This window comes from Burkholderia sp. NLJ2, from assembly GCF_049487195.1.
In the GTDB taxonomy this organism is placed as follows: domain Bacteria; phylum Pseudomonadota; class Gammaproteobacteria; order Burkholderiales; family Burkholderiaceae; genus Burkholderia; species Burkholderia pyrrocinia.
Genome location: NZ_CP137809.1, coordinates 348125 through 373911, shown reverse-complemented (window position 1 = coordinate 373911; position 25787 = coordinate 348125). Strand labels below are relative to the sequence as shown.

Sequence of the window (25787 nt, the reverse complement as noted above, 5' to 3'; positions counted from 1 at the left end):
TGCAATCCATTTGACTGGAGAACGGCATGGCCACTGTGGAAATCGGGGACGTCGACGCCGGCGCGGCGTCGGACGCCTCCAAACCGGCGCCGCTCGGCGGCATTCGCGTGATCGACGCCGCGACGTTGTTCGCGGGCCCGCTCGCGGCGACGATGCTCGCGGACTACGGCGCCGACGTGATCAAGGTCGAGCATCCGGACGGCGATCCGGCGCGCAAGTACGGCGCGCGCCGCGACGACGTGCCGTTGTGGTGGAAGGTGCTCGCGCGCAACAAGCGGGCGGTCACGCTGAATCTCGGCACGGCCGACGGCCAGCGGATCTTCCGCGAACTGGCGGCACAGGCGGACGTGGTCGTCGAGAATTTCCGGCCCGGCACGCTCGAACGCTGGGGGCTCGGCTACGACGTGCTGTCCGCGATCAACCCGCGGCTCGTGCTCGTGCGGGTGACGGGCTTCGGCCAGTTCGGCCCGTATGCGAGCCGCCCCGGCTTCGGCACGCTGGCCGAGGCGATGAGCGGGCTCGCGTCGATCACCGGCGAGGCGGACGGGCCGCCGCTGCTGCCATCGTTTCCGCTCGCCGACACGGTCGCGGGGCTGACCGCCGCGTTCGCGATCATGACCGCGCTGAAGGCGCGCGAGCACACCGGGCGCGGCCAGGTCGTCGATCTCGCGATCATCGAGACGATGCTCGCCGCGATGGGCGCGCAGGTCGCGAGCTACGACCAGACGGGCCGGGTGCCCGAGCGCACCGGCAATCGTTCGCCGAACAATTCGCCGCGCGGCGTCTACCGCACGTCGGACGGCAAATGGGTCGCGCTGTCGACGTCGGCGCACAGCATCGCCGAGCGCGTGATGCGCCTCGTCGGCCGCGCGGACCTGATCGACGAACCGTGGTTCGCGAACGGCGCCGAGCGCGCAAAGCATGCGGACGAACTGGATGCGGCGGTCGGCGGCTGGATCGGGCAGCGCACGCGCGACGACGTGATCGCCGAATTCGAGCGCGCGCAGGCGGCGGTCGCGCCGATCTACGACGTCGCCGACGTGCTGCGCGATCCGCAGTACGCGGCGCTCGGCTCGGTCGTGTCGGTGCCCGACGCGGAGCTCGGCGCGTTCCGCACGCACAACGTGCCGTTCCGGCTGTCCGACACGCCCGGCGCGATCCGCTGGGGCGGGCCTGCGCGCGGCACGCACAACGACGAAGTATTCGGCGCATTGGGACTGGAGCGGCGCGAGATCGCCGATCTGACCGAACGAGGGATTCTATGAAAACCAGCGCAACTTACCGCAGTTACCTTTACGTGCCCGCGCACAAGGCGCAGGTGGTGGAAAAGGCGTATGCCAGCGAAGCCGATGCCATCGTGCTCGACCTCGAGGATGCCGTGCCGGCCAGCCACAAGGCCGAGGCACGCCAGGCGGCCGCCGCGATTCTCGCGGAAGGCCCACCGAAGCCGACCTACGTGCGGATCAACCCGATCGGCAGCCCGTGGTGCCGCGACGACGTCGACGCGATCGCGCAGCCGGCGCTGCAGGCGCTGCGCCTGCCGAAATGCGACCTGCCGCAGCATATCCAGGAGGTCGCGGGCTGGCTCGACGCGCTCGGCTGCGAGGCGGGCATCCAGATCCTGATCGAGTCGGCGTACGGCGTCGAGACGGCTTACCAGCTCGCGACCGCGTCGCCGCGGCTCGAACGGATCGGGCTCGGCGAGAGCGACCTGCGCGCGGACCTGCAGATCGGCGTCGACAACTTCACGCTCGAGGTGTGCCGCGCGCGCTGCGTGGTCGTGTCGCGCGCGGCGGGATTGAGCGGCCCGATCCAGACCGTCTATCACACGCTGCCCGATCTCGACGGGCTGAGGGAATCGACGCTGCGCGCGAAATCGATGGGGTTCCTCGGCCGCTTCGCGATCCATCCGTCGCAGCTTCCGGTGATCAACGAGGTGTTCACGCCGTCGGACGACGAGATCCGCGCGGCCGAGCGCGTGCTCGAGGCGGTCGATGCGGCGGCGGGCAAGGCCTCGGCGTCGTCGGTGTTCGTGCTGCCGGACGGCCGCGTGGTCGCGCCGCCGCTGATCGCCAACGCGCGCGTGACGCTCGCGCTCGCGCTCGCGAACAATCTTCGACTCAGTGGAGCACTGGCATGAGCACACCCGAGACGCTTTCCGCGCCGGCGGCGGCCGCTGATACGATCGCACCGAACCGGCCCGCGCCGCCCGACGGCATCGTCGGCGCGCTCGGTCGCTTCGCGGCGGAGGTGCGCGCCGAAGGGCTGGATCGCAGGCTGCGCGTCGAGGCCGCCGCGCGCGTGCTCGACGTGGTCGGCAACAGCCTGATCGCGCACGACGAACCGGTCGCGCAGTCGGTGCTGCAGGTCGCGCGGCGCTGGGGCGGCACCGGCCCGGCGAGCGTGATCGGCGCGCCCGACCGGCTGCCGGCCGCGAGCGCCGCGCTCGTCAACGGCACGCTCGCGCATGCGATGGATTTCGACGATTCGCACATGCGCTCGGTGCTGCATCCGAGCGCGTCCGTGATTCCGGCCGCGCTCGCCGCCGCGCAGGCGAGCGGCGCGTCGGGCGCGGCGCTGCTCGATGCGATCACGGTCGGCACCGAGGTGTGCATCCGGCTCGGTGTTGCCGCTTACAACGAGCGGCTCGGCAATTCGGTGTTCTTCGAGCGCGGCCAGCACGCGACGTCGATCTGCGGCACGGTCGGCGCGGCGGCGGCCGCGGCGATGCTGCTCGGGCTCGACGCCGCGCAGATCGCGGCGGCGCTCGGCATTGCCGCGAGCATGGGTGCGGGCCTGCTCGAAGCGAACCGCACCGGCGGCTCGGTGAAGCGAATCCACTGCGGCTGGGCGGCGCATGCGGGCGTGAGCGCGGCGGAACTGGCGGGCGCCGGCGTGACCGCGCCGCCTACCGCGCTCGAAGGCCGCTTCGGCTTCTTCCACGCGTGGTGCGGCGACCTCGCCGACGTCGACGCGGTGCTGCGCGGCCTGGGCGACGAATGGGAGACGAGCCGGATCATCTTCAAGCCGTATCCGTGCAACCACTTCACGCATCCGGGCATCGACGCGGCGCTGCAACTGAAGGCGCAAGGCGTGACGGCGGACGACGTGGTGTCGGCCGAGCTGCGGGTCGCGACGTCGACGCTGCGCACGATCGGCGAGCCGGCGGAACTGAAGGCGAATCCGCCGACCGGTTATGCGGCGGCGTTCTCGGGGCCGTACACGGTCGCGGCGGCGCTGCTCGGCGGCGGCGGGCTCGGCGTCTGGTTCGACGATTTCGACGATGCGCTTGCGCAGGACCCCGCACGGCGTGCGCTGGCCGCGAAGGTGCGCTGCGTGGCCGATCCGTGGTGCGACGCGCGTTTCCCGAATTTCCTGCCGGCCGTGCTGCGCGTCGAGCTGCGCGACGGGCAGGTGCGCGAGGCGCGGATCGAGTCGAGCAAGGGCACGAATTCGCGGCCGCTGACCGAACAGGAACTCACCGCGAAATTCGTGCTGGCGGCGAGTTCGGCGCTGGGCATGGCGCGCGCGCTCGCGCTGCGCGACGCGGTGCAGGCGCTCGCCGACGATGCGACGCTCGACGCGCTTGCGGCGCTGACGTCGGGCACTGATGGAGGACACCGATCTTGAATGCACCCCGCTGGAAAAAGCGGCCGCCCGGCTCGAACTGGGGCGATTTCGGTCCCGACGATCAGAAGGGGCGGCTGAACTGGCTGACGCCGGACAAGGTGCGGCAGGGCGCAGCCGAGATCCGGGAAGGGCTGTCGTTCTCGCTGAGCCTGCCGCTCGACGTGCCGCGCGGCGGCGGGCTGAACGCACGGCGCCGGCCGCCGGCGATCATGCCGGCGCTGCTCGGCGACAAGCCGTACTTCGGCTACCGCGCGGACGAACAGGTTGCAAACGCAACCGACGTGGTCTGCGACGACTCGTTCTGCATGCACTCGCAGTTCTCGACGCAATGGGACGGCCTGTCGCACGTGGGCGGCGTGTTCGACGCGGATGACGACGGCGTGCCTGAAATCGTGTTCTACAACGGCTTCCGGATGGGCGAGCATCTGCGGGTGCCGCAGGAGGGCGACGCGACGGGCGGCGCGCGTGCGCTCGGCATCGAGGTGATGGCGCAGACGGGCGTGCAGGGGCGTGGCGTGCTGATCGACCTGCGGCGTCATTTCGGCGACGCGCGCACGAAGGTCGGCTTCGCGCAACTGATGCAGGTGATGGAGGCGGACCGCGTGCAGGTCGAGCGCGGCGACATCGTCTGCATTCACACCGGCTTCGCGGATCTGCTGCTGAACGACGACGGCGGATCGCCGGCGACGGTCGCGAGCGCGTGCGTGCTCGACAGCAGCGATGCACGGCTGCTGCAATGGATCGACGAGTCGGGGCTGGCCGCGCTCGTGGCCGACAACCATGCGATCGAGGAACGCCCGCAGCATGCGCAGCCGCTCGCGCAACCGGGCGCACTGATGCCGTTGCACGAGCTGTGCCTGTTCAAGCTCGGCATTCACCTCGGCGAGCTGTGGCACCTGACGCCGCTCGCGAACTGGCTGCATGCGCACCGCCGGAACCGGTTTCTGCTGACCGCGCCGCCATTGCATATCCGCGGCCTGGTCGGCGCACCGGCGAATCCTGTCGCAACCGTTTGAGCCTGCGGGCGGCGGCTGTGGCGGCGGCCGCCCGCACTTTTTTTGCAACGCGATCGGCTTGCGCAACGCGTGAATTCAATTGCCGATTGGCAAGGTATTCAGAAGGATCGACGCAAAACGGGCGATTTAATTTAGAAGCATAAATAATATCGTCCGTTATCTTAAAAATATCGGCGCGTCAAGATTGGACTATTCTTGTGCATTGCACTAAATATCAGGGGATTGCCCCGATTGCGGAATATCGAAGTCGTAATCGGGGGCGGTGATTAACCTGTTTAGTGGATGGTCGCAAACATGAATCTACGTTCGATCGATCTGAACCTGCTGGTCATACTCGATGCGCTGCTGACGGAGAAGCAGGTCACGCGGGCCGGCCAGAAGGTCGGCCTCACGCAGCCGGCCGTCAGCAACGCGCTGGCGCGGCTGCGGTTCGTGTTCAAGGACGAGATCCTGGCGCGCACCGCGGTCGGTATGGAATTGACGCCGCGCGCGCAGGCGCTGGCCATGCCGATTCGACAGATCATGCAACAAATCGAGGAATTATTTGAATCGGATTATCAATTCAATCCTTTTACGTCCGAGCGCCATTTTACGGTGCGCATGTCGGATCTCACCGAATTGCTGTTGCTGCCGGCCCTGCTGCGCTGCATGCGATTGACCAGCCCGAATATCGGCATGGACGTCGTGCACATGAGCGCCATCAAGACCGCCGACGCGCTCGAATCGGGGCTGCTCGACCTGGCGATCAGCGCCGGCCTCGAACATTCGGGCACGCTGTCGTCGCAAATCGTGTTTCATGACCGGATGGTCTGCGTGATGAGCTGCAGCCATCCGGACGCGGGCACGCCGCTGACGCTCGAACGGTTCCTCGCGCTCGACTTCCTCAACGTGACCATCAACCCGGTCGACCACAGCCTGGTCGACAACCTGCTCGCGAACATGAACTGCACGCGGCGCATCGCGCTCAACGTGCCGCACTGGCTCGTCGTGCCGAACATGCTGGATGCGCTGCCGTACGCGGTGATCATGTCGGAACGGCATGCACTGAGCCTCGACGATGCGCGGCTCGTGATCCGCGAATTGCCGCTCGCGATGGAGCCCGTCGCGTGGTCGCTGTACTGGCACCGCCGCTACGACGGCAGCAACGCGCACGCGTGGCTGCGCGGCCGCATCGTCGAGGTCGCGGAAGCGCTCGAGCAGCACGGTGTCGCGGCGGAGGCTTAGGGCGTTGGCCATTCTCGCGGGTCAGCCGACGACGAGCAGCGGCGGCAGCGTCGCCACGTCGGGCTGCGCGTCGAGCCGCCACAGGTAATCGAGCGCCGCGCGGATCTGCGTCGGGTTCCAGTGCCGCCGGCAGTTCTTCGTGAACTTCGCGTCGTAGTCGTCGCGCCGCATCGGCCGCGTCGGCGAGCCGGGCAGGTCGTCCACCTGCTTCGTGCAGGTCGTGCCGTCTTCCAGCACGGCCGTCACCCGATTCGGCGCCTGCGCCGGATAACGGGCGGTCAGCGCCGGGTCCTCGCGCACCGTGATCCGCTCGATCAGCGCGCGCAGCGCCGGATCGCGCAGCGCGTCGTGCCGGTAGCTCTCGGTCGTGATGTCGCCGTCGAGCATCGCGCGCGCGACGATGTACGGCAGGCTGTGATCGGCGGTCTCGTGAGTCGATGGCGCCCATTTTTCGCGGTCGCGGCCGGCCGTCACGTAGCCGACCGCAGTCGTGTCGATCTCGATGCGCCGGATGCGGCGCAGGTCGCCGACCTGCGCGGCGACGTCGAGCGCGGCCGGAATCGCGGTTTGCGTAAGCCCTTGCGCGGGATAGAACTTCACGAAGCACTTGCCGATCCGGAACGCGCCGCCGCGCCCGCCGAATTCGCGCGTGTCGACGGCGAACGGGCCGGACACCTGCGGAAAGAACCCCGCCATGCCTTCGAAGATCGGCGCGGGGCCGGTCAGCCCGGCGCGTGCGAGCTGCGTCGAGAACACCGCGTTGCGCGCCGCGTCCGCATCGGCGAGCGCCTTCCAGTTCGACAACTGCTGGACGCGCGTCTGGTTCAGCGCGAGATGGCCGTTGATCGACAGGTTCACCGCCTGCACCAGCTGCGGCGCGGGCATGCGCATCAGCTTGCCCGCGGCGAGCGCGACGGCGGGCAGGCTGTAGCACGTGTGATCCCAGCCGCGCGGGCTGATCGCGGCGGCGTCCATCAGCCGGCACGCGATCTCGTACGCGATCGCGATCGACAGGATCAGGTCGCGGCCGTTCGCATGCTGCGCTTCGGCGACGGCGAGGCACGCGGACATGTTGTCGCTCGGATGGCCGGTTTCCTTGCCGGCGTACGCGTCGTTGAAATCGTAGTAGCGCAGCGCGGTGCCGGTCGCGAACGCGGCGAGGTCGGGGCTCGTGCGCTGGTTCGTGCCGACGATCGTCGACACGCCGCCCGGCGACGCGAGTGCCGCGTCGCGCGCGATCCGCACCGGGCGTTCGTCGTGCGCGGCGATCGCGCAGCCGAGCGCGTCGATCAGGTGCGCCTTGATCGTCTCGATCGTCACGGCATCGAGATCGCGATACTGCAGGCCGGCCGCGTAGTCGGCGAGTTGTTGCGCGAGATCGGGGCGGCCGGTGGTGACGCCGGCGGCCGGCAGCGCATCGGCACGGGCGTGGGCGAGCGGCAGCGCGAGTGCCGCGCCGGTCAGCGTGGAAAGGAAGTGGCGGCGGTTCATGGTTCGAAGACTCCGAAGGTTCCTGAAACTGGGAGAGAGGCGAGTTCAGAACAGCTTGCGCAGGCCGAGTGCCGCGCCCGCGCTGCTGGCGCGGTCGCCGGCCAGCGTGTAGTGGAGGAAGTTGTAGTTGTAGTTGTCGAAATCGAGCGCGGCGCGGCGCGCGTAGCCGCCCGCCAGGTACACCGTGACGGCTTTCGACAGGAAGTAGTTCAACTGCAGCGTGACCTGCTGCGGGTTGGCCGGGTGCGGTGCGGGTGTCTGCGCATTTGGCGGATTCTGCGCGCGGATGTCCTCGTAATAGAACGCGCCGATCGCCTGCAGGAAAGGGGTGATCGCATAGCGCACGCCGGCCCACCAGAACGTGTAGCTCGTCACGACCGATGGCGCGGCGATACCGCTCTGTCCGTGCGTGACGCCGGCCAGCAGTTGCAAGCGGTCGACCGACGCGATCGCGGCGGCGGCGTAGCGGCGGAAATGCGCGAAGCCGCCCGGCTGCGGCGTGTTGACGTTGTCGAACGCGGCGGCGAACGAGAATGCGCCGCCGGCATAGTCGAAGCCGGCGCCGTAGGCGGCGTTCGACTGGAACGCGCCGGGCGTGCCGCCGAACGAATAGTGCGTTTCGAGCGTCAGCGCGCCGAGCTTCGCCAGGTACTTGGCGACGTTGTTCTCGCGGAAGTTGACGCCGACGATCGCGCCGGCCGGCTCGTACAGCGTCGAGTACGCGCCCGTCGGCGAATAGCGCTCCATGACGTCGAACAGCGTCGAATACTGGTGGCCGAGCCGCAGCGCGCCCCAGCGCTCGTGCTGCAGCCCGACCCACGCGGAGCGGTCGAAGCCGCCCGCGCCGGTGCCGGTGCCGTTGTTCAGGTTGATGCCGCTTTCGAGCCGGAACGCGGCCTGCCAGCCGCCGCCGAGTTCCTCGACGCCCTTCAGCCCCCAGCGCGAGCCGCTTTTGCCGCCCGACGCCATCCGCACGAGCGATGCCGACGACTTGTCGCCGGGCGCGGCCTGGTGGGTGAGGAATTCCGTATAGACGTCGGCCACGCCGTACAGCGTGATCGTGCTCTGCGCGCAGGCGCCGGCCGATACGAGGCCCAGTCCGCACAGTGCGGACATTCGCTTGCCCATGGTTGTCTCCTTCGTGGGTTTGTTATTTGTTTGATTGCGGCGCCGCGCCGGTCGAGCGGCGCGGCGGTGCTGCGGGGCGACGCTATCCGGGCCGGTCGGCGAACGGGCGGCGGCGCGGCGCGACGCATGCGCGCATCGCGCGACATGCGCATGCGCAGGGTCGAAGCGCGGCAATGAAGGGCGGCGCGCGCATCACCGGGGCGCGCCGTCGGCGCGCGCCTGCACGGCCGCGTGACGCGCGACCACGCGCTTCGCGCGGGCGACGCCGGGCGCGTCGACCATCCTGCCGTCGACGCGCAGCGCGCCGCGCCCGTTCGCGCGCGCGTCGTCGTAGGCGGCCAGCACCGCGTTCGCGTCGCGCACCGCGTCGTCGTCGGGCCGGAACGCGCGGTTGAGCGCGCCGACCTGCAGCGGATGGATGCAGGTCGCGCCCGCATAACCGAGCTCGGCGGACGCGCGCGCGATGCGCTCGAACGCGTCGAGATCGCGCAGCTCGTCGAGGCCGCCGATGAGGCCGAGCGGCAGGATGCCGGCCGCGCGCGCGGCGATGATCAGCAGTTGCTTCGGCACGCGCAGCACGTCGGCGCTCGCGCTGCTGTCGCAGTTCAGCGCGAAGTCGCCGCCGCCCAGCATCATCGCGACGACGCGCGGCGACGCCCGCGCGATCCGGTCCATGGCCTGGAACGCGCGCGGCGTTTCGACGATCGCGACGATCCGCGTGCCGCCGGGCGATGCGCCGGTTTCCTCTTCGAGTGCAGCCAGCAACTCGTCGATCGCCTCGACGTGCGAGCCGCCGCGCACCTTCGGCAGCACGACGCCGTCCACGCCGGCCCGGACGGCCGCGCGCAGGTCGGGCACCAGCAGGTCGAGCGGGCCATTGGCGCGCACCAGCACGTCGCGGCCGGGCGTGCGCAACGCCGGCACGGCGTCGGCCAGCCTGTCGCGGGCGGCGTCCTTGCACGCGGGCGGGACGCTGTCCTCGAGATCGAGGATCAGCGCGTCGGCGTCGCTCGCGGCGGCCGATGCGACGAAACGAGGGACGTGGGCGGGGACGTACAGCAGCGAGCGCCAGACGGGTTGAGGCAGAAAATTCATCGTCGATCTCTAAAAATGAAAGTCACTTTCATTTTTGTGATGGATGATGGCATTCGTCAAGATTATCGTTAACGCCTAGTTTAAAAGGAGATTGCGCGACGATGAGCGAGCGAAGCCACGCGGATTCATGTTGATGTCATCGATGATCTGCGTATAATGAAAGTGACTTTCATTTTTATGGTGCCGGCCGCCGCCACGCGGCACGACTCTGCCGGCATCGCACGAGGTGGACATGAACAAGGTGGAGACAAGCAATCCGGCAGAGGGCGGCGTGGCCGCGGTCAACCGCGCGCTGACTGCGCTGCTGGCGTTCGGCAACGCGCCCGGCGGGCTGATGCTCGCGCAGGTCAGCGAGGAGACGGGGCTCAACATGAGCACGCTGTTGCGGATGTTCGAGTCGCTCGAGCAGTTCCGCTTCATCAAGCGCCTGCCGGACGGGCGCTACGTGCTGGGGCCCGCCGTGTTCCAGCTCGGGATGATGTATCGCGAGTCGTTCCAGCTGCGCGAGTACGTGATGCCGATCCTGTCGAAGCTGTCGGCGGAAACCGGCGAGACGGCCGCGTTCTACGTGCGCGAAGGCGACCAGCGCGTGTGCCTGTTCCGCATCCAGGCGCAGCGTTCAGTGCGCACGCATCTGCGCGAGGGCGACCGCTTCCCGCTCGACGTCGGCGCGGCCGGTCGCGTGCTGCTCGCGTGCAGCGGCACGCGCGGCGGCGACTACGACAAGACGGCCGAGCAGGGTTATGCGGTATCGATCGCCGAGCGCGATCCGGAAAGCGCGGCGATCGCGTGCCCGGCGTTCGGCGTCGGCCGCGTGCTGAGCGGCGCGATCTCGCTCGGCGTGCCGCGCTATCGCTTCAACAAGAAGGTGCTGGCCGACTACCTGCCGCGCGTGCAGGCGGCCGCCGCCGAGCTGACGCATGCGCTGGGCGGCGATCTGCCCGCCGCGGGCGCGGCGTTCCGCGCGGCCGACCAGCTCGGCGCGCTGCTCGAGTAGCGCCGCGCGCGGCTGAGCGCGTACTTCGAAGTCCGCATCGAACGACACACACACCAACCAGGAGACAAGCATGTTCGTTCCCGACCCGCAGGCCGCTGACGCGGCCGGCGCGCGCCGTCGCGCGTCCACCGGCCCGATCCATCCGAAACCGTTCGATGCCGGCGCGCAGGGGCCGCTTGCGGGTGTCCGCGTCGTCGACCTGTCGCGTCTGATGGCGGGCAACATGTTGAGCGTGCAGCTCGCCGATTTCGGCGCGGACGTCGTGAAGGTCGAGAGCGAGCGCGGCGATACGCTGCGCGCGGTCGGCGCGGGCGGGATCAGCACGAACTGGAAGGTATACGGGCGCAACAAGCGCAGCGTGTGCGTCGACCTGCGCGCGCCCGAGGGAATCGACATCGTCCGCCGGCTGGTGCGCGACGCCGACGTGTTCGTCGAGAGCTTCAAGCCCGGCGTCGCCGAGAAGATGGGGCTCGGCCCGGACGACCTGCTCGCGATCCGTCCCGGGCTGGTGATCGCGCGGATCTCCGGCTGGGGGCAGACGGGGCCGTACCGCCACAAGCCGGGCTTCGGCACGCTCGCGGAAGGGTACGCGGGGTTCGCTGCGATCAACGGCTTCGCCGATCGCGAGCCGGTGCTGCCGCCGATGTTCCTCGGCGACATGACGGCCGGGCTGTCCGGCGCGCTCGCCGTGCTGGTCGCGCTGCATGCGCGCGATGCGCACGGCGCGGCGGGGCAGGTGATCGACGTGTCGCTGTTCGAGCCGCTGCTGTCGATCCTCGGGCCGGCCGCCGCGAACTACGTGATGACCGGCGAGATCAAGGCACGCACCGGCAGCCGCTCGTCGAACACCGCGCCGCGCAACGCGTATCGCACTCGCGACGGCAAGTGGCTGTGCCTGTCGAGCTCGACGCAGGCGATGGCCGAGCGGCTGTTCCGCGCAATCGGCCGCGCGGAGCTGATCGACGATCCGCGCTACGCGACCAACGTGCAGCGCGTGCAGCACGCGGAGGCGCTCGATGCGATCGTCGGCGAATTCATCGCCGCGCGCGATCTCGACGCCAATCTCGCGTTCTTCGAGGAAGCGGGCGTGACGGTCGGGCCGATCCAGGACATTGCGCAGATCGTTCAGGATCACTATGTAATCGAACGCGAGGCGCTCGTCGAGCTGCCTGACGACGACGTCGGCAGCCTGCCGATGCACAACATCACGCCGCGCCTGTCGGCCACGCCCGGCACGTTCCGCCGGCCGGCGCCCGCGCTCGGCGAGAACAATCGCGAGATCCTGCTGCCGCTGCTCGGCGAACGCGAGTACGAGCGGCTCGCCGGGCTGGGCGTGATCCGCACGCGCTAGGCGCGAAACCTTGGGTGCGACGCGCGACACGGCCGCGAAGGACGGCCGCGCGCACCCTGGACATTGCATGGAGGAGACACCATGAAGCCACGCTGGACCCATCGGCCGCCCGGCTCGAACTGGGGGGATTTCGGCCCGGACGATCAGAAAGGGCGCTTGAACTGGCTGACGGCCGACGCGGTGCTGCGCGGCGTCGCGGAGGTGCGCGAAGGCCGCGTGTTTTCGCTGAGCCTGCCGCTCGACGTGCCGCGCGGCGGCGGGCTGAACGCACGGCGCCGGCCGCCGGCGATCATGCCGGCGCTGCTCGGCGACCAACCGTATTTCGGCTATCGGGCCGACGAACAGGTTGCCAACGCAACCGACGTGGTCTGCGACGATTCGTTCTGCATGCACTCGCAGTTCTCGACGCAGTGGGATGCGCTGTCGCACGTCGGTTCGCTGTTCGATCCGGTGGGCGACGGCGAGCGAGCCCGCGTGTTCTACAACGGCTACCGGATGGACGAGCATATCCACGTGCCCGAAGCGGGCGCGCCGCGCGGCGGCGCGCGCGCGCTCGGCATCGAGGTGATGGCGCAAACCGGCGTGCAGGGGCGCGGCGTGCTGGTCGACCTGCGCCGCCACTTCGGCGACGAGCGCCGCAAGATCGGCTACGCGGAATGGATGGCGGTGCTGCGCGCGGACGACGTGGTCGTCGAGCGCGGCGACATCGTGTGCGTGCATACGGGCTTCGCCGATCGCCTGCTCGACGCCGACACGCGTGGCGAGCCCGGCGCACCGGACGTGTGCTGCGTGCTCGACGGCAACGACCCGCGCCTGCTCGAATGGATCGACGCATCGGGCCTCGCGGCGCTCGCGGCCGACAACCACGCGGTCGAGGAGCGCCCGCGCCATGCGTCGGCGCGCGAGCGGCCCGGCGCGCTGATGCCGCTGCACGAGCTGTGCCTGTTCAAGCTCGGCATTCATCTCGGCGAGCTGTGGCACCTGACGCCGCTTGCCGACTGGCTGCACGCGCACCGGCGCAACCGTTTCCTGCTGACTGCGCCGCCGCTGCACGTGCGCGGGCTCGTCGGGTCGCCGGTCAATCCGGTCGCCACCGTCTGAACGCCGGCGCCGCGCGCATGCCGCGCCGGTGCCTTGTCCGCCGCTTCGCGCCGGCCGCGCGGGCGGATCATCGAGGAGTCGCCATGTCCCATTCCCATGCGGCGTCGATCGCTGCGCGCATCGACCGCCTGCCCGCGACGGCCAGCATCTGGACGCTCGTGCTGTTCCTGAGCGTCGGCGGGTTTTTCGAGGTCTACGACCTGTTCCAGATGACCTACCTGCCGCCGGGGCTGATCCGCGACGGCATCTTTCACGCGGGCTCGCACGGCGTGCTCGGCATGTCGGACCAGGGCGCGCTCGGCGCGGCGACGTTCGCCGGGCTGTTCGTCGGCGAGATGTTCATGTCGCGCCTCGCGGACCGCTTCGGGCGGCGCGCGCTGTTCACCGGCGCGCTGCTGCTCTACACGGCGGCGAGCCTTGCGATGTGCGTGCAGACGCATGCGCTCGGCATTCTCGTGTGCCGCTTCATCGCGGGCTGCGGCATCGGCGCGGAGCTGATCACGATCGGCGCGTTCCTGACCGAGCTGGTGCCGAAGGCAGTGCGCGGCCGCGCGTTCGCGCTGTGCTTCGCGGTCGGCTATCTCGCGATGCCCGTGCTCGCGCTGGTGTCGTGGTTATGGGTGCCGCGCGATCCGCTCAGGATGTCCGGGTGGCGCTGGGTCGTGCTGCTCGGCGGCAGCGGCGCGGTTGTCGTCTGGTGGCTGCAGTCGCGGTTGCCGGAGTCGCCGCGCTGGCTCGCCCGCACCGGGCGCGAGGCCGAGGCCGAAGCCGTGCTGCAGCGGCTCGAGCAGGCGGTCGAGCGGGAATCCGGCCGGCCGCTGCCCGTGGTCCCGGCGCTGGCCGCAGTTGCCCCGGCCGCGCAGCGCGCGCCGTCGATGTGGGATGCGCGGCATCGCGGCCGCACGGCGATGCTGATCGTATTCAATGCATTCCTGAGCATCGGCTTCTTCGGCTTCAGCCAGTGGCTGCCGACGCTGCTCGCCGCGCAGGGTGCGACCGTCACGAAGAGCCTCTGGTATGCGTTCGTGATCGCGTTCGCGTATCCAGTGTCGCCGTTCGTTGCCGGCCTGCTCGCCGACCGGGTCGAGAGAAAATGGCTGATCGTCTCGTCGGCGTTCGGCGTCGCACTGTTCGGCACCGCGTTCGCGATGTCGGCGCAGGCGCCATTCGTGATCGCGTTCGGCCTGCTCGTCACGCTGTCCAACACGGTGCTCGCGAGCAACGGCACCGCGTATCAGTCGGAAGTGTTTCCGACCGAGATCCGCGGGCGCGCGCTCGGCTTCGTGCATTCGATCGGCCGACTGACGGGAATCGCGAGCAGTTTCATCGTCGCGCTGCTGCTCGAACGCGCCGGGGTGTCCGCGGTGTTCGTCCTGATCGGCGGCAGCATGCTGATCGTGATGGTGTCGATCGGTGTGTTCGGGCCGTATACCAACAACCGGGCGCTGGACGAGATCACGGGCGGCGGCGAGGAGGGAGTCGAGAACGCGGCGGCGGTGCGCGGGCTCGCCGCATTGCCGACTCGGCGTGTCGATGGGCGGCGTAATGGCGCCAGGGATGGGGCGGCGTAATGGCGCCGGCGGCAGCGGGGTAAAGCGCGGATTCGAACGGCTTCAGGATAGTGGTCTTTTTGTCGCATGTTCACGACCGGATGTTCGGGCGGATCGGGCATGGGTGACGGACGCGTGTGCGGAAAGGCGGCGGTCGGCCTGCCCGGCGCTCCATCGGCGCATACATCGCGCTTTACAACCGGAAGCGGCCCCATGTTCGGCCAATGAGATGGTCCCTCACCACCTGCGGCGCAACCTGCTGGCAGGCCGGGCGACCACCTCATTAGCCCACGACACATGGGCATCACAAAGTGTCCCCAATCGTCCAGACAAAATGGGCGCCATGCCTGAAGGCCTTGTCACGAACGTCTCGAATGGCATCGTGGTAGTTCACCGCCATGGTCTGTTCACCACCAAGACCCGCGCTTATCGCGTAATCGACCCAATCGGCTCGAGCGCTCCAGATTTTTATCACGCCAATCAGCGGGTGAGAAAGCTGCTCGGTCAAGAGATCGATTACGCGGCGCGCCTCGATATTGCTCAGGGCTGGAGGCAGTGCGATATACGCGCTGACCTTTTGGTCGATATTTCCCCGTTTCACCAGGGTTTGCGTTGGCTGCCATCCAATCTCCAGTCTCCTGACGAGGCAAAACATCAATTGCTCGAGCGACGACATTCTATGCTTATACTTTTCGATAAACCGTTCGGAACCGCGATTGCCCCAGGATGTGTCTGGCGATGAAAGCTGCACGTCATGCAGGCGAACGTTCGTCGTATGCACGGGAATTGCCGCATACGATGCACCACAATCAGCCAGTCGAACAACGATGTCGATGTCGTTATTGGTTGGCAACGTTTCATCGAACGCGCCTATGCGTACGAGCAATGCCGTGCACACGGCCAGATTGCTCCCGGTGATCCCGGCGTTTCGCATCAGGAAGTCCTCCGCGACAAGCGACGAAGGCGCCAGCCTCGAGACGCCTCCGAACGGCGGCGGACCTCGGAAGCATTCCCCGGTCGTGACGACATCCGCGCCTGTTTCACAGACGAGCGCCAGATGGTTCGGCTCCCACCAATCGTCGTCGTCGAGAAATGCGATCAAGGCGTCTTTCAATTCTGACGCAACATGATAGATGCCTGTATTTCGTGCCCCGGAGGCCCCTTTGCCACGCGTGTTCGTGAGCACGTCGATCGATAGTCCGATGCGCGTCGCCATGGCTTCAACGATCGGTATGTAATCGCGGTCGCCATCGATGACGACGACGATTTTTTCCGGCGCCCAATGCTGACGTTGCACGGATTCGAGAGCCGACGACAGATAGTCGGCTCGCGATGGCAACGTAGGGATGACGACCACGCATTGTCTTGGCATTTTGCACGCTCCGGCAGGAGATCGCCCCGATGGCGCCCGGACGGGGACGACGATCGATCCAGCGTAGTTCGATTCAGTTGAAGTTGAACGCTGCGTCCGTCATATCGCGATTTCGCTTTCGAGCCTCGCTGCCTCGTCCAAAGGCCCGATGGATGATCAACAGTATTGCACGTGTGGACGCCGTTTATCCGAGTTTTGCCGACCGTCACACGGCGGTCACGAAAAGCCTGCGGCGTTCGGTATTTCGTGACATGCATTTACCGAATGCTTCAAATGCCTTGTCGACGGCGCGATTGCTCTGCTTGTGCGCTCCAGCCTGCTGTCGTATTTCAAGATCATATTTGTTCCCGCTGTCTTCAAAAATCACACCGTTATCGACGAAGGTTCACATTGACTTCGTTTAGGTGTCTCCTATACTTCGTCAGAATTTCGACGCAGCAGTCGATTTCATCAAGCAGCGCGCGTAAAGAATTAAGCCGTGCCGCCAATTTCGGCGCATTTGGCACAGCGGGCATCCTGCATCATCGATCGTGGTAAAGGGATACGCGGGAAGCCATTCCGCGCGTTTCCGGTCGTCATCGTCAATTGATTGATCCGCGCGGCGAATGGGGAGGAGTCAGGCGAAAGTGCAGGCAACCTGCACCGGTTTCAATGATCACCGGATCTATTTTGCAAATTAAAATTACGGAGTCCATATTGCACGTCGCTCTGATTGACCCATATTACCTCGCCGGAAATTCTCCCCCAAGTTGGGTTCTGGGTAATCTCGAGGCAATGTTGCTTGAGGCCGGCCATCAAGTGATCGTCCGCGACTTTTGCGGTGATGACGAGGCGTTCTCTTCGCTCGCCGATTTCCGTCGTCATGAGGCTGCCTTTGCGACGTCCGTGGCCGACGCCGCCGCGGCATGCGACGTCATCTATTTCACGACGTCGTTCGGTGTTCCGCAGAAGCCGACGCCGATTCTCGCGAGGATCGGCCGGTTGCTTGAGTACGTACGTGAGCGCGCGCCCAACGTCCCGATCATCATCGGCGGCGCCCAAATCGACTACCTGACGGTGCATGGCGCGGCCCCGTCCGCCGTCATGGGTGACCACGCGCGCGGTGTGGTCAGTTTCCTGACGAGCGACGCTCAGCTCGTGGACTGTATCGCGACGCTCGATCAACGCAAATCGCTGAACGCAGGCCGTGAGATCCGGATACTGCGCGACAACGCAGGCCGGCGCGTCGGAGCGACCCCGCCGTGGCCAGCGGACGCGCTGCCCAAGCCCGAGTGGGCGGGATGGCAGCTCGAGCGCTACCCGTCTTATCGCGCCGCTTTGACGAGTTTCGGGTGCCGTTACGGCTGCTCCTTCTGCTTCGAGTCGAAGCAGACGTTCCAGGCGCTGGATATGCACCGGATGCTGAGCGGGTTTCTGGACACCGGCGTCACTCAACTCGCGATCGAGGACTCCACGTTGTTCGGGGCGCATGGGCTCGACAACGTCGTTCACGTGCTCGAGGGATTGCATCCGCGTGGCAGATACACGTGTTACGCGCTGGTCGCCGAAGTGTGCCGGGCGTCGCCCGAAACCCTGATGCGGCTCCGCGAGCTTGGGCTCGAAAGTGTGATTCTGGGGATCGAAACACCGGACGACGTTGCATTGCGCGGCTACAAGAAAAGCGTCACGCAGGAGCGGGCGAAGCTTGCGGTCGACAAGCTGCATTCCGCGGGCTTGACCGCCCAGGGGTGCCTGATGGTCGGCATCCCCAATGTCGATCTTGACACCACCCGGTACACGTTCGAGTACGCGCGGTATCTGTCGCTCGACGTCCGGCGGTGGCATATTTTCCAGCCGTCTTTCGCGACGATGCCGCACCAGATCGTCACGAGCGAGCCGGTCTCGATCGAGCGGTTCGCGCTTGTCGACGTCAATGTCCCGGATGCGCTGTTGCCGGAGCTTGTCGAAACCGCGTCGGTCGAGACGCTCCTCGAGGAGCATTTCCTGGTGCGCGCGCTTGCGCACATGTCGGAGTCGCCCGAGGTTCTGGAGCGGGTCCGATATGCTGCCGGATATTCTCTGCGCGATCTCTACGCGACCATGCTGAACGAACTGCGCGGGTCACAAGCTTCGTTTAACGAAGAAGACTACTACGCGGTATTGAGCAACGCTCACGCCGGCCCCGGCGAACTCCGCGTATGAGCGAGATCGTTACCGCAACGGAGAATGCCCATCGTCACGCGCTCGCAACCATGACTGCCGAAATCGACGATCAGTTGGCGGTGGTGGCCAATGTGTTGCGTGCGAGCCAGGAGAGGGTGGCCGGGATCGCCCATGCGTTCGTCGACGGGGCGCCCGCTACGGAACGGCTGCTGTCGGTCGGCATCGGAGATTCCGAGCTCGTCGGCGCACTCGCGGAAGCGCTCGCGGGGCCGGCGCACGCGCACGTCGTGTCCGTGGCGTCCGACGCGATCGCCGGAATCGATACGCTACCGCGGGCCGCGTTGATCCACTCGATCTCGGGAACCACGCCGGTCACGCTCGCGGCGGCAGGGCATCTGGAGCATCGAGGGATCGCTTGCGTCGCCGTGACCTGCGACGGCAACAGCCCCCTTGTGGACATTGCGCGTCGATCGCTCGTCGTGGAGATCCCGCGCTATCCGCCGGACGCGAAGGTTCCCGGCACGATCACCGTGCTCGTGCCGCTCGCCATCACGTTGCTGTTCGTGGCCGCGATGCGCCCGGGGGCGGCGCTGCCGCAGGTGGTGCCGGCCCTGTTGGCCGACATGAGCGCGAGCGACGGGTTGGCGCGGGCTCGGGTCGCCGAGCAGGCGAGCGTCGTGACGGGGCAGGCGACGACCGCCGTGCAGATCGTGTCGGCCCGTCAGGGGGCGGCGACGGCCGCGTATCTTCAGGCGAAGCTGGCGGAAACACTCGGGGTGGGCGCGACCGTATCGGGCCTTGAAACGTGGCTGCACGTGTTCAAGCATGCTGCGCGCGAGGGGACGCTCGTGATTGCCCTCGATGTCGGCCGGGAACCGGTGCTCGCCGATGCGGTGCGGCGAGAGGCGCAGGCGCGCGGAGCGCGGTTTTGCTCGGTTCGCGATGTTCCGTACGGCACGGGCGTCGGCGACGCCACCTGCGCGCTGCCATTGCCGCCGGCGGCTCGCCCGCGTACCGAGTCTCTCGCCGAGTTTTTCTTCGCACAGCATGTATGCCGTGCACTCCTGCAAGCACAGCAAGATTGGGCGCCCTTCCAGCGGCATCGCCTGGCGGCGACTGTCGTAAAGGGGTTGCGGCAACGCGTCTACGAGGTGAGGTAAATGGGCATTCCAGCGCTGATGGCCGGTCGACGATACGATGCGGGCCTGGTGATCGAAAGCTGGCGGCTTTGGGAGGCGCTCGCAGAGGCATTGCCTGCTCCTGCGCAGCGCGTTTCTACCTGGGCGCTTGATTCGGACTATTTTGAGTTCGAGGGCCCGCGCGGCGTTGGCGTAGCGGCCGTCATCGCACAGGGCGCGCCGATGGCAGTCGACGCGCTCGAGCGTCTCGTGGGAGCCGGTGCGCGGTCGGTCGTACGCATCGGCACGACGGGCGGGCTTCAACGCGACCAGAGCATCGGTGACGTCGTGCTGCCGTTTTGTGCAGTCCGCAACGAGGGCACGAGCGGCCACTACCTGCGCGCCGACGCGCCGGCCTGCGCCAACCTCCCGCTCGTCGAGCGGATTCGGGCGGCGCTCCTCTCCCGCTACGGGTTGGACGTTCACCCGAGCATGTCCTGGACGACGGACGGGCGATGGGTCGAGTCGGACCAGGACGTGCTCGAACTGAGCCGGCTCGGGGTCAGCGCCGTCGACATGGAAACGGCGGCGCTCTTCGCTGCCGGGCTGTATCGAGCCGTTGACGTCGCGTCAGTATCGGTGATCGCCGATTTGCCCATTCTGCATGTCGGTGAGGCATTCAAGGGGCTGCCCCCTGGTGAAGCGGATTGGAACCGGGTTTGCCGCCAGTCGCAGGCCGTACTGCGCGCCGTGCTTGACGCGATGGTCGGGAAGCCGGAGTGAAGATCCTGGGCTTTCTCGGCGAGCCGAGCTTCCTTCGGTCCGACGGCCGCGATCTTCGTAGCGAATGGGACGCCGGCTGGTACCACAATTCAGCCGCGGTCCTTGTCGACGACGGGCGAGTCGTCGCGGGCGGAGAGGAGGAGCGCTTCACGCGCCGCAAGCATTCGGGCAAATTCCCGTACGACGCGATCGCCTTTTGCCTGGCGGACCAGCAACTCGCCATCGATGATATCGACCTGTTCGCGTTTGGCGAGCGGGGCGGCGACGGTGAGCTTCGAGATCCGCGCATCAGCACCAGACGGATCGCCGACGTGCTGCGTCACGGGTTTCCCGGTGCCGCGGATCTCGAGCCGCGCGTGAGGTTGGTCGAGCACCATGTCGGCCACGCGATGAGCGCATTCGGTCCATCCGGGTTCGACGCAGCGCTGGTGATGACCTCCGACGGCTTTGGCGACGGTATTGCCGGATGCGTGATGACGGCGCGAGCGAATCGCCTGGACGCGACGTTGACGACGTTTGCCTTTGCCAATTCTCTCGGACGCTTTTACTCGTCCGTGCTCGGCTTTCTGGGTTTCGGGCCGGGCGACGAATATAAGGTGATGGGGCTGGCACCCTACGGTGACCCCACACGTCTCGCATCGTTCCTTGAAGAGCAGTACACGCTTTTGCCCGCCGGCGGGTATGCGATCGTGAACCACGACTGGCGGGAGATGTCTCGTCGCCTGAGCGCACTGGGGCGGCCGCGTGTCGACGGAGACGCATTCACGGACTTTCAGTGCGATGTCGCGGCCGCCGTTCAGGCGGCCTACGAACGCATGGTGTTTCACGTGTTGACGCATTATCGGCAGGTGAGCGGGCTTCGTGATCTCTGCCTCGCGGGGGGAACGGCACAGAACAGCAGTTGCAACGGCAAGCTGCTCGCGTCCGGGCTCTTCGATCGAATCTTTGTGCAACCCGCTGCGCACGACGCGGGCATTGCGCTCGGCGCCGCGCTTCATGTCCAGGCCGATGAGGGGCGTTCGTCCACGTTCCGAGGACCCGCGCATATGTACTGGGGCACGCCGATTCCCGATGACGGCGATCTGCGACGGGAACTCGGTGCCTGGGGGGAATTCGTCGAGTTCGAGCACACGAATCGCGTCGCGGAAGTAACGGCGGAGCACCTTGCGTCGGGCAAGATCGTGGCGTGGGTTCAAGGGCGTTCGGAGTTCGGCCCGAGGGCGCTCGGGAATCGCAGCATCCTTGCCGATCCTCGCCCGCAGGAGCATAAGGCGTTGATCAACGCCAAGATCAAGAACCGCGAAGCGTACCGGCCGTTCGCGCCGGCGGTGGTGGTCGAGAAGGCGTCACGGTATTTTCACGTGCGCGACGCGCAATCGGCGATGCCGTTCATGACCTTTGTGACGCAGGTGCGTGACGAACAACGCGGGTGCCTTGACGCGATCACGCACGTCGATGGCTCGGCACGAATCCAGACGGTCTCCCGGGAGGACAATGCCCGCTTTTGGGCATTGATCGACGCATTCGGCCAGCGGACCGGGGTCTTTGTCCTTCTCAATACGTCGTTCAACAACAACTGCGAGCCAATTGTCGATACGGCAACGCAGGCGCTTGCGTGCTTTCTCACAACCGGGCTCGACCTATTGGTTGTCGGCGACTTCATCGTGCGGAAAAAGCCGATCGCAACGGCTGCTGCGTATCTGAACCTGGTGGCCTCCATCCGAACCGACGTTTTGCTCGCTCGCTATCGGGAACGTCAGGGGAGAGCGCGAGGACGCGCCGCGTTCGGGTTGATCCGGCGTGGATTCAAGGAGGAGCCGGTGTCGCCGCTGGCCTACGCGATCCTGTCTCGCGACGAAAGCGAGGTCAAGGCCATCGACCTCCTGTCGGAGCGGGAGCGGGAAGAGGGTGACCTGAATGCACTCGGTCTCGAACTCCATCAGCTGTGGTCGAAGCGCCTCATCGATCTGCGCCCCTAGGCGGGGTCAATCGATCGCCACGCGATAGCGGAACCAGTCGGAGAGCCGGCGAGCGAGCGGCCTCGTCACCCACGCGCGAAACCGGTGGCCCGCCAACGCGTGTGCCGACACCGGATGCGCGGCCCAATGCCGCCGCTGCGCCCGCCAGAAGAACGTAACGGATGCGTTCGTTCCTTCGCCTTCGACCACATGCCCCCAGTGGATCGGGATGAAGCAGGCGTCTCCGGGATGAAGGGTGCACACAAGGGGCGTTGCCCTTCGAAGTTCGGGAAACCGCGCCAGGTCGAGGCGGCCGAAATCGATCCGGCTGAAGTTGAAGCGATGCGAGTACCACGGTTCGAAATAGAGGTGCCGGAAGTCCTGTGGGGGATACAGGAGTAGATGCTTGGTGCCCCGGATCTGGCACAGAAGCGCTTGATCGGTCGCATGATAATGCAGCCCGGTGATGGTGTCGCGGCCGAGAAACAGCCCGCTGTATTCGAGCAGCGCCGGATCGATGAAGCCGGGCAGCTCGATATCCTGCATGAGCTCCGGCAAGCGCTCATCGATGCGCACCTCCGCCAAATAGTAACGAGGGCCGGGTGTCTCGTCGGCTGCCTGGACCGCAAGCTCGAGATACCGCTTTAACGTGGTCTCGAAGGAGAGCCACCCGGTGTAATAGTTGCCCTCCGGATAGAACTCGACGGGCACGCGCCGTGCGCCTGCGACGTCGGCAACGTGATCCAGGCTCCAGCGCGTGATGGCCGGCCAGTGGCGGACCGCGTCCTTGATCAGGATCGGCTTTCCGTCGTCGACGATGGCCTTGAAATGACGCCGATCGGGGGCCGACGTCGATGCGGGTTGCATGGCAGTGGCGGAAAGGTCGAGATGCGTCATTTCAAGGTGCCCGGAAGATGCCCCGGAATACCTCGTGTCGATGAGACGGTCCTTGGCCGTGCGTCTCGTCGAAGCGATCGACTTCCACTTTCACGTCCGTGAGCCCGCGCAGCCAGGCGCGAAGTTCGGAGACGGACGGGAGGTGGCAGGTCGCAAGCTCCGGATGCACGTGCCGATCGACCGGCACGCCGTCCGTGAGGGCGCTCACGATGAAGTATCCGCCGGACGTCAACGCAGAGACACACGCGCGCGCAACCCGGTTCGCCTCGCCGGCGGTCGGAAAGCAGTGGAGGAGGCCGTAGGCGACAATCACGTCATATCGGCCGGCAAGCGTCAGCGCATCGACGCTCCCGCACTCGCAGGTGAGACGATCCCGCACCTCGTCGCGCACCGTCTCCAGACGCTTCTCGAAGTGCATGATCGCTGTCGGCGAGAGATCGACAAGGTGCACGCGGTAGCCGCGCTCAGCCAGGTAGATCGCGTTGTCGCCTTCACCTCCGCCGAGATCGATTGCGTTCGCAACGATCTGCCCTGTTTTGAGAGGTTGTCGGACGTTCTCGCAAAAGAACTCGACCATTTCGCCAACGTGACCTCGCCAAAGGCTCGGCGTCGCGACATAAAGCCTCTCGTACGGACCACCAGCGGATTCCATGGTTGTACGGTCGATCATGGTGACTCTCCCTTTCCTGGTTCGCGGTTCTCGCGTCGAAGGTCATCGCGGACGCGCCGCACCCACGCCGTATCGGCCAGCCAATCGTCCTTGTGCAGCAGGTACCGCTCGGCTATCTCCGCGCCGACGCGCGAAAAATAGCCTCGCTCGAGCAGTGCACGGAGCTTTGCATCGACGGTCAGTGGCGTCACGATGCCCGGATCGGGTTCGCGCGCCTCGACGACGCAGGTTCCCGCGACGTTGACGCTGTAGTTCGCGAGAAGACTGCGTGCCTGGCCGATCGTTTCGCCGGAGCCGAAGTGATTGTCGATCAGGTATGCGTTTCGGCCGGCGTGCCGTCTCACGTCGAGGTTGGTCGGTCCGTACCGGTGTTCGGTCAGCCTCAGCACCGCAAGCGGCAATGCCATGCGCAGCGCCACGGCCGTCGCCCATGCGATTCCACTCGACGCGATGCCGACCACCACGGACACAGGTGCCGGAAGGTTCGGCCTGGAGGCGGCGAAACTTGCGAACGCTTCCAGCGCTCCGGTGCTGGTCGGCACGCCGTGCCAAAACAGCGACCCTTCAAAGCGCGCATTGACATCGCTCCAGCGGACATCGTCGAGTGCACGGCAGGAACGGTGCTTGACGATTTCTTCGATCAACAGCTCGCCGTGCCGCGTCATGTGGCCTCACGTAGAAGATCGCGCAATGCGCGGTGCCGCTCCGCGGCGGACATTCCGTTGTCGCGCGCGAGCCGGTAGATCGAGATGGCCGCCCTGATCCGGGTTCCGGCGTCGAGCCGCGCGATTCGCTGAACGACGTCCTGCGCGACCTCGATCGTTTCCAGATGGGTTGCATCCCGGTAGCGAATGCCGTGCAGCTGATCGACAGACGCCGGAAACTCGCTCGGCGGCCCGTCGGACGGCCCGTCGGACGCGCGTCGATATGCGGCGGCCACGAACGCGTCCGTTCCCGGGCCGTGATCGTACGCGGGCGCCAGCTCAGCCGGGAGCGCCGGCGCGAATCCGCAGGAGGCCATGAACGCATCCAGCTTGTCGGGCGGAATAAGCTTGAGTACAGGAACGAACAAGTCGTCGTAGAGATCGGAGTACAGCCACGGATCCGAGTCGTCGTGGAGCGTCGCACCATCCGCCGTCAGCGCAGTGAACGTCGCGCGGTCGTCGATGCCGATGAATCTGCGAAGCAGGTCGACGACGAAGAACAGAAACGATCCGCTTCGGTAGAAGCGGAGGAACAACGTTCCGTCGTCACCGAGCCGCGGCAGCAGGTTGCGAAGCGCGGTCGCGGGATCGTACAGGTGATGAAGCACGCCGTTCAGGTAGGCAAGGTCGATCCGGCAACCTTGGGCGACCTGGGTGCCGGGCTTGCAGATATCCAGTCGTACGCTGTGGATGCGGCTGTGGCCTGGCGCGCGTGCGGCGAGCGCGAGCATCGATCGGACGGCGAGTGGGGAAAGATCGGCGTGGACGATGCGCTTCGCGCCGAGCCGATGAAACGCCGCCGCTTCCCTTCCGGTGCCGATGTTGAAGACGGTCATCCTCGCCAACGCGTCCGGTTGAATCGCGAGCCGTTCAAGATCGCTTCGAACGGTCTCCATCGCGGGAGCCATTGCCCGTTCGGTCAGCGCGTAGTGATCCCCATAGATCGCAGCATAGACATCGACCATCTGCGACAGGACCGGGTCGTTGGTTAGCCGCATTTGTCGATGTTTTCCGGATCTCCAAACACGAACTTCCGGTCGGAGAAGTAGTCGTCCCGGTAGGGTCTGTCGTGCAGCTCATAATGCAGGCGGCAGCCGATGTCCCAGATTCGCCGCGTCGCTTCGCGCCCCACCTCCTGGTAAAAGCGCCGGGTCGCCATCCACACGACAGGCCCGGTGTCGAGCAAGTAGGCAAGATCAGGCTCGTATTCGTACCCGTCATGCTGGGCGCGCGCCTGGATGGTCAACATCAGAAAATCGACCGGGAAGTTGCTGGAGCCGGCACCCGTCAGAAAGTCGAGCGTACAACGCTTGACGAGGTCGGCAAAGACTTCGTCGATTTGCGATGTCGTCAGCGGATCGGCGAACGGAAGCGTATGGTCCATCACGTCGTGGCGCGGGAAATGCCGCGCGAGCCCATGCCGTTTCATGAATGCACACGAAAGCGCAATGAACATATCGCGCACGGCCTGTTCGCCGCGATCGACCCGTTCGCGCAGATCAGCAGATCTGCCGGGTTCCGATGCGAAGGAGGTGCGATGACCGATTGTCACGGACAAGA

23 protein-coding genes are annotated in these 25787 nt (G+C 66.7%); 13 read left to right on the top strand and 10 right to left on the bottom strand.

Annotation, left to right across the window (positions count from 1 at the left end):
* The first annotated feature begins 26 nt into the window (after positions 1-26).
* From R9B84_RS18255 to R9B84_RS18235, 5 genes are all read left to right on the top strand, one after another.
* Positions 27-1265 (top strand): CaiB/BaiF CoA transferase family protein, encoded by a 1239-nt coding sequence (locus R9B84_RS18255; protein ID WP_423760772.1) that lies wholly within the window; start codon positions 27-29, stop codon positions 1263-1265.
* Positions 1262-2140 (top strand): HpcH/HpaI aldolase/citrate lyase family protein, encoded by an 879-nt coding sequence (locus R9B84_RS18250; protein ID WP_423760771.1) that lies wholly within the window; start codon positions 1262-1264, stop codon positions 2138-2140. The genes R9B84_RS18255 and R9B84_RS18250 overlap by 4 nt, the downstream gene beginning before the upstream one ends.
* On the top strand, positions 2137-3630 hold the full coding sequence (locus R9B84_RS18245) for an MmgE/PrpD family protein (protein ID WP_423760770.1): 1494 nt from the start codon (positions 2137-2139) through the stop codon (positions 3628-3630). The genes R9B84_RS18250 and R9B84_RS18245 overlap by 4 nt, the downstream gene beginning before the upstream one ends.
* Positions 3627-4646: a cyclase family protein gene (locus R9B84_RS18240; RefSeq protein ID WP_423760769.1), complete on the top strand. Its 1020-nt coding sequence runs from the start codon at positions 3627-3629 to the stop codon at positions 4644-4646. The genes R9B84_RS18245 and R9B84_RS18240 overlap by 4 nt, the downstream gene beginning before the upstream one ends.
* A gap of 294 nt (positions 4647-4940) precedes the next feature.
* Positions 4941-5870: a LysR family transcriptional regulator gene (locus R9B84_RS18235; RefSeq protein ID WP_423760768.1), complete on the top strand. Its 930-nt coding sequence runs from the start codon at positions 4941-4943 to the stop codon at positions 5868-5870.
* Between the two features lie 21 nt (positions 5871-5891).
* Here the strand turns inward: R9B84_RS18235 and R9B84_RS18230 are convergent, their stop codons facing one another.
* The 3 genes from R9B84_RS18230 to R9B84_RS18220 all read right to left on the bottom strand — a co-directional run bounded on the left by R9B84_RS18230 (position 5892) and on the right by R9B84_RS18220 (position 9584).
* Positions 5892-7361 (bottom strand): MmgE/PrpD family protein, encoded by a 1470-nt coding sequence (locus R9B84_RS18230; RefSeq protein WP_423760767.1) that lies wholly within the window; start codon positions 7359-7361, stop codon positions 5892-5894.
* A 45-nt stretch (positions 7362-7406) separates the two neighbouring features.
* Positions 7407-8489: a porin gene (locus tag R9B84_RS18225; protein WP_423760766.1), complete on the bottom strand. Its 1083-nt coding sequence runs from the start codon at positions 8487-8489 to the stop codon at positions 7407-7409.
* 192 nt (positions 8490-8681) lie between these two features.
* Positions 8682-9584, bottom strand: a complete 903-nt coding sequence (locus R9B84_RS18220; protein WP_423760765.1) for an HpcH/HpaI aldolase/citrate lyase family protein — start codon at positions 9582-9584, stop codon at positions 8682-8684.
* Positions 9585-9816: 232 nt separating this feature from the next.
* Here R9B84_RS18220 and R9B84_RS18215 point away from each other — a divergent pair, with 232 nt between their 5' ends.
* From R9B84_RS18215 to R9B84_RS18200, 4 genes are all read left to right on the top strand, one after another.
* Positions 9817-10581: an IclR family transcriptional regulator gene (locus R9B84_RS18215; RefSeq protein ID WP_423760764.1), complete on the top strand. Its 765-nt coding sequence runs from the start codon at positions 9817-9819 to the stop codon at positions 10579-10581.
* A gap of 70 nt (positions 10582-10651) precedes the next feature.
* The gene (locus tag R9B84_RS18210; protein ID WP_423760763.1) at positions 10652-11932 is read left to right on the top strand and encodes a CaiB/BaiF CoA transferase family protein; all 1281 of its coding nucleotides are present in this window, start codon (positions 10652-10654) and stop codon (positions 11930-11932) included.
* Positions 11933-12013: 81 nt separating this feature from the next.
* A complete protein-coding gene (locus R9B84_RS18205) occupies positions 12014-13033 on the top strand; it encodes a cyclase family protein (protein ID WP_423760762.1) in 1020 nt (339 codons plus the stop codon).
* Between the two features lie 83 nt (positions 13034-13116).
* On the top strand, positions 13117-14604 hold the full coding sequence (locus tag R9B84_RS18200; RefSeq protein ID WP_423760761.1) for an MFS transporter: 1488 nt from the start codon (positions 13117-13119) through the stop codon (positions 14602-14604).
* A gap of 283 nt (positions 14605-14887) precedes the next feature.
* Here R9B84_RS18200 and R9B84_RS18195 read toward each other — a convergent pair whose 3' ends face one another.
* Together R9B84_RS18195 and R9B84_RS18190 are read right to left on the bottom strand one after the other, a co-directional pair.
* Positions 14888-15955, bottom strand: a complete 1068-nt coding sequence (locus tag R9B84_RS18195) for a glycosyltransferase family 2 protein (RefSeq protein ID WP_423760760.1) — start codon at positions 15953-15955, stop codon at positions 14888-14890.
* Between the two features lie 205 nt (positions 15956-16160).
* Positions 16161-16322 (bottom strand): hypothetical protein, encoded by a 162-nt coding sequence (locus R9B84_RS18190; protein WP_423760759.1) that lies wholly within the window; start codon positions 16320-16322, stop codon positions 16161-16163.
* Positions 16323-16651: 329 nt separating this feature from the next.
* Between R9B84_RS18190 and R9B84_RS18185 the strand changes: the two genes are divergently transcribed.
* The 4 genes from R9B84_RS18185 to R9B84_RS18170 are packed head-to-tail and all read left to right on the top strand — an operon-like array spanning position 16652 to position 21977.
* On the top strand, positions 16652-18136 hold the full coding sequence (locus R9B84_RS18185; RefSeq protein WP_423760758.1) for a B12-binding domain-containing radical SAM protein: 1485 nt from the start codon (positions 16652-16654) through the stop codon (positions 18134-18136).
* On the top strand, positions 18133-19257 hold the full coding sequence (locus R9B84_RS18180) for a hypothetical protein (RefSeq protein WP_423760757.1): 1125 nt from the start codon (positions 18133-18135) through the stop codon (positions 19255-19257). Before R9B84_RS18185 ends, R9B84_RS18180 begins: the two co-directional genes overlap by 4 nt.
* On the top strand, positions 19258-19998 hold the full coding sequence (locus R9B84_RS18175; protein WP_423760756.1) for a hypothetical protein: 741 nt from the start codon (positions 19258-19260) through the stop codon (positions 19996-19998).
* Positions 19995-21977, top strand: a complete 1983-nt coding sequence (locus R9B84_RS18170) for a carbamoyltransferase (RefSeq protein WP_423760755.1) — start codon at positions 19995-19997, stop codon at positions 21975-21977. The genes R9B84_RS18175 and R9B84_RS18170 overlap by 4 nt, the downstream gene beginning before the upstream one ends.
* Before the next feature lie 6 nt (positions 21978-21983).
* On the opposite strand, the gene R9B84_RS18165 is transcribed toward R9B84_RS18170, so the two are convergent.
* From R9B84_RS18165 to R9B84_RS18145, 5 genes are read right to left on the bottom strand one after another with little or no spacing between them, the layout of a single operon-like run.
* On the bottom strand, positions 21984-22853 hold the full coding sequence (locus R9B84_RS18165) for a cupin-like domain-containing protein (protein WP_423760754.1): 870 nt from the start codon (positions 22851-22853) through the stop codon (positions 21984-21986).
* A gap of 1 nt (position 22854) precedes the next feature.
* Entirely contained in the window at positions 22855-23523 is a 669-nt protein-coding gene (locus R9B84_RS18160; RefSeq protein ID WP_423760753.1) for a class I SAM-dependent methyltransferase, read from the bottom strand.
* The gene (locus tag R9B84_RS18155; protein ID WP_423760752.1) at positions 23520-24188 is read right to left on the bottom strand and encodes a hypothetical protein; all 669 of its coding nucleotides are present in this window, start codon (positions 24186-24188) and stop codon (positions 23520-23522) included. Before R9B84_RS18155 ends, R9B84_RS18160 begins: the two co-directional genes overlap by 4 nt.
* Positions 24185-25225, bottom strand: coding sequence for a class I SAM-dependent methyltransferase (locus tag R9B84_RS18150; RefSeq protein WP_423760751.1), 1041 nt, complete (start codon positions 25223-25225; stop codon positions 24185-24187). The genes R9B84_RS18155 and R9B84_RS18150 overlap by 4 nt, the downstream gene beginning before the upstream one ends.
* Positions 25216-25785 (bottom strand): hypothetical protein, encoded by a 570-nt coding sequence (locus R9B84_RS18145; RefSeq protein WP_423760750.1) that lies wholly within the window; start codon positions 25783-25785, stop codon positions 25216-25218. The genes R9B84_RS18150 and R9B84_RS18145 overlap by 10 nt, the downstream gene beginning before the upstream one ends.
* Positions 25786-25787 lie beyond the last annotated feature (2 nt).

What these genes read in the sequence shown, in the direction of transcription:
- R9B84_RS18255 (WP_423760772.1), top strand. Translation starts at nt 27, where the DNA reads ATGGCCACTGTGGAAATCGGGGACGTCGACGCCGGCGCGGCGTCGGAC.
- R9B84_RS18250 (WP_423760771.1), top strand. Translation starts at nt 1,262, where the DNA reads ATGAAAACCAGCGCAACTTACCGCAGTTACCTTTACGTGCCCGCGCAC.
- R9B84_RS18245 (WP_423760770.1), top strand. Translation starts at nt 2,137, where the DNA reads ATGAGCACACCCGAGACGCTTTCCGCGCCGGCGGCGGCCGCTGATACG.
- R9B84_RS18235 (WP_423760768.1), top strand. Translation starts at nt 4,941, where the DNA reads ATGAATCTACGTTCGATCGATCTGAACCTGCTGGTCATACTCGATGCG.
- R9B84_RS18230 (WP_423760767.1), bottom strand. Translation starts at nt 7,361, where the DNA reads ATGAACCGCCGCCACTTCCTTTCCACGCTGACCGGCGCGGCACTCGCG.
- R9B84_RS18225 (WP_423760766.1), bottom strand. Translation starts at nt 8,489, where the DNA reads ATGGGCAAGCGAATGTCCGCACTGTGCGGACTGGGCCTCGTATCGGCC.
- R9B84_RS18220 (WP_423760765.1), bottom strand. Translation starts at nt 9,584, where the DNA reads ATGAATTTTCTGCCTCAACCCGTCTGGCGCTCGCTGCTGTACGTCCCC.
- R9B84_RS18215 (WP_423760764.1), top strand. Translation starts at nt 9,817, where the DNA reads ATGAACAAGGTGGAGACAAGCAATCCGGCAGAGGGCGGCGTGGCCGCG.
- R9B84_RS18210 (WP_423760763.1), top strand. Translation starts at nt 10,652, where the DNA reads ATGTTCGTTCCCGACCCGCAGGCCGCTGACGCGGCCGGCGCGCGCCGT.
- R9B84_RS18205 (WP_423760762.1), top strand. Translation starts at nt 12,014, where the DNA reads ATGAAGCCACGCTGGACCCATCGGCCGCCCGGCTCGAACTGGGGGGAT.
- R9B84_RS18200 (WP_423760761.1), top strand. Translation starts at nt 13,117, where the DNA reads ATGTCCCATTCCCATGCGGCGTCGATCGCTGCGCGCATCGACCGCCTG.
- R9B84_RS18195 (WP_423760760.1), bottom strand. Translation starts at nt 15,955, where the DNA reads ATGCCAAGACAATGCGTGGTCGTCATCCCTACGTTGCCATCGCGAGCC.
- R9B84_RS18180 (WP_423760757.1), top strand. Translation starts at nt 18,133, where the DNA reads ATGAGCGAGATCGTTACCGCAACGGAGAATGCCCATCGTCACGCGCTC.
- R9B84_RS18175 (WP_423760756.1), top strand. Translation starts at nt 19,258, where the DNA reads ATGGGCATTCCAGCGCTGATGGCCGGTCGACGATACGATGCGGGCCTG.
- R9B84_RS18165 (WP_423760754.1), bottom strand. Translation starts at nt 22,853, where the DNA reads ATGACGCATCTCGACCTTTCCGCCACTGCCATGCAACCCGCATCGACG.
- R9B84_RS18160 (WP_423760753.1), bottom strand. Translation starts at nt 23,523, where the DNA reads ATGATCGACCGTACAACCATGGAATCCGCTGGTGGTCCGTACGAGAGG.
- R9B84_RS18155 (WP_423760752.1), bottom strand. Translation starts at nt 24,188, where the DNA reads ATGACGCGGCACGGCGAGCTGTTGATCGAAGAAATCGTCAAGCACCGT.
- R9B84_RS18150 (WP_423760751.1), bottom strand. Translation starts at nt 25,225, where the DNA reads ATGCGGCTAACCAACGACCCGGTCCTGTCGCAGATGGTCGATGTCTAT.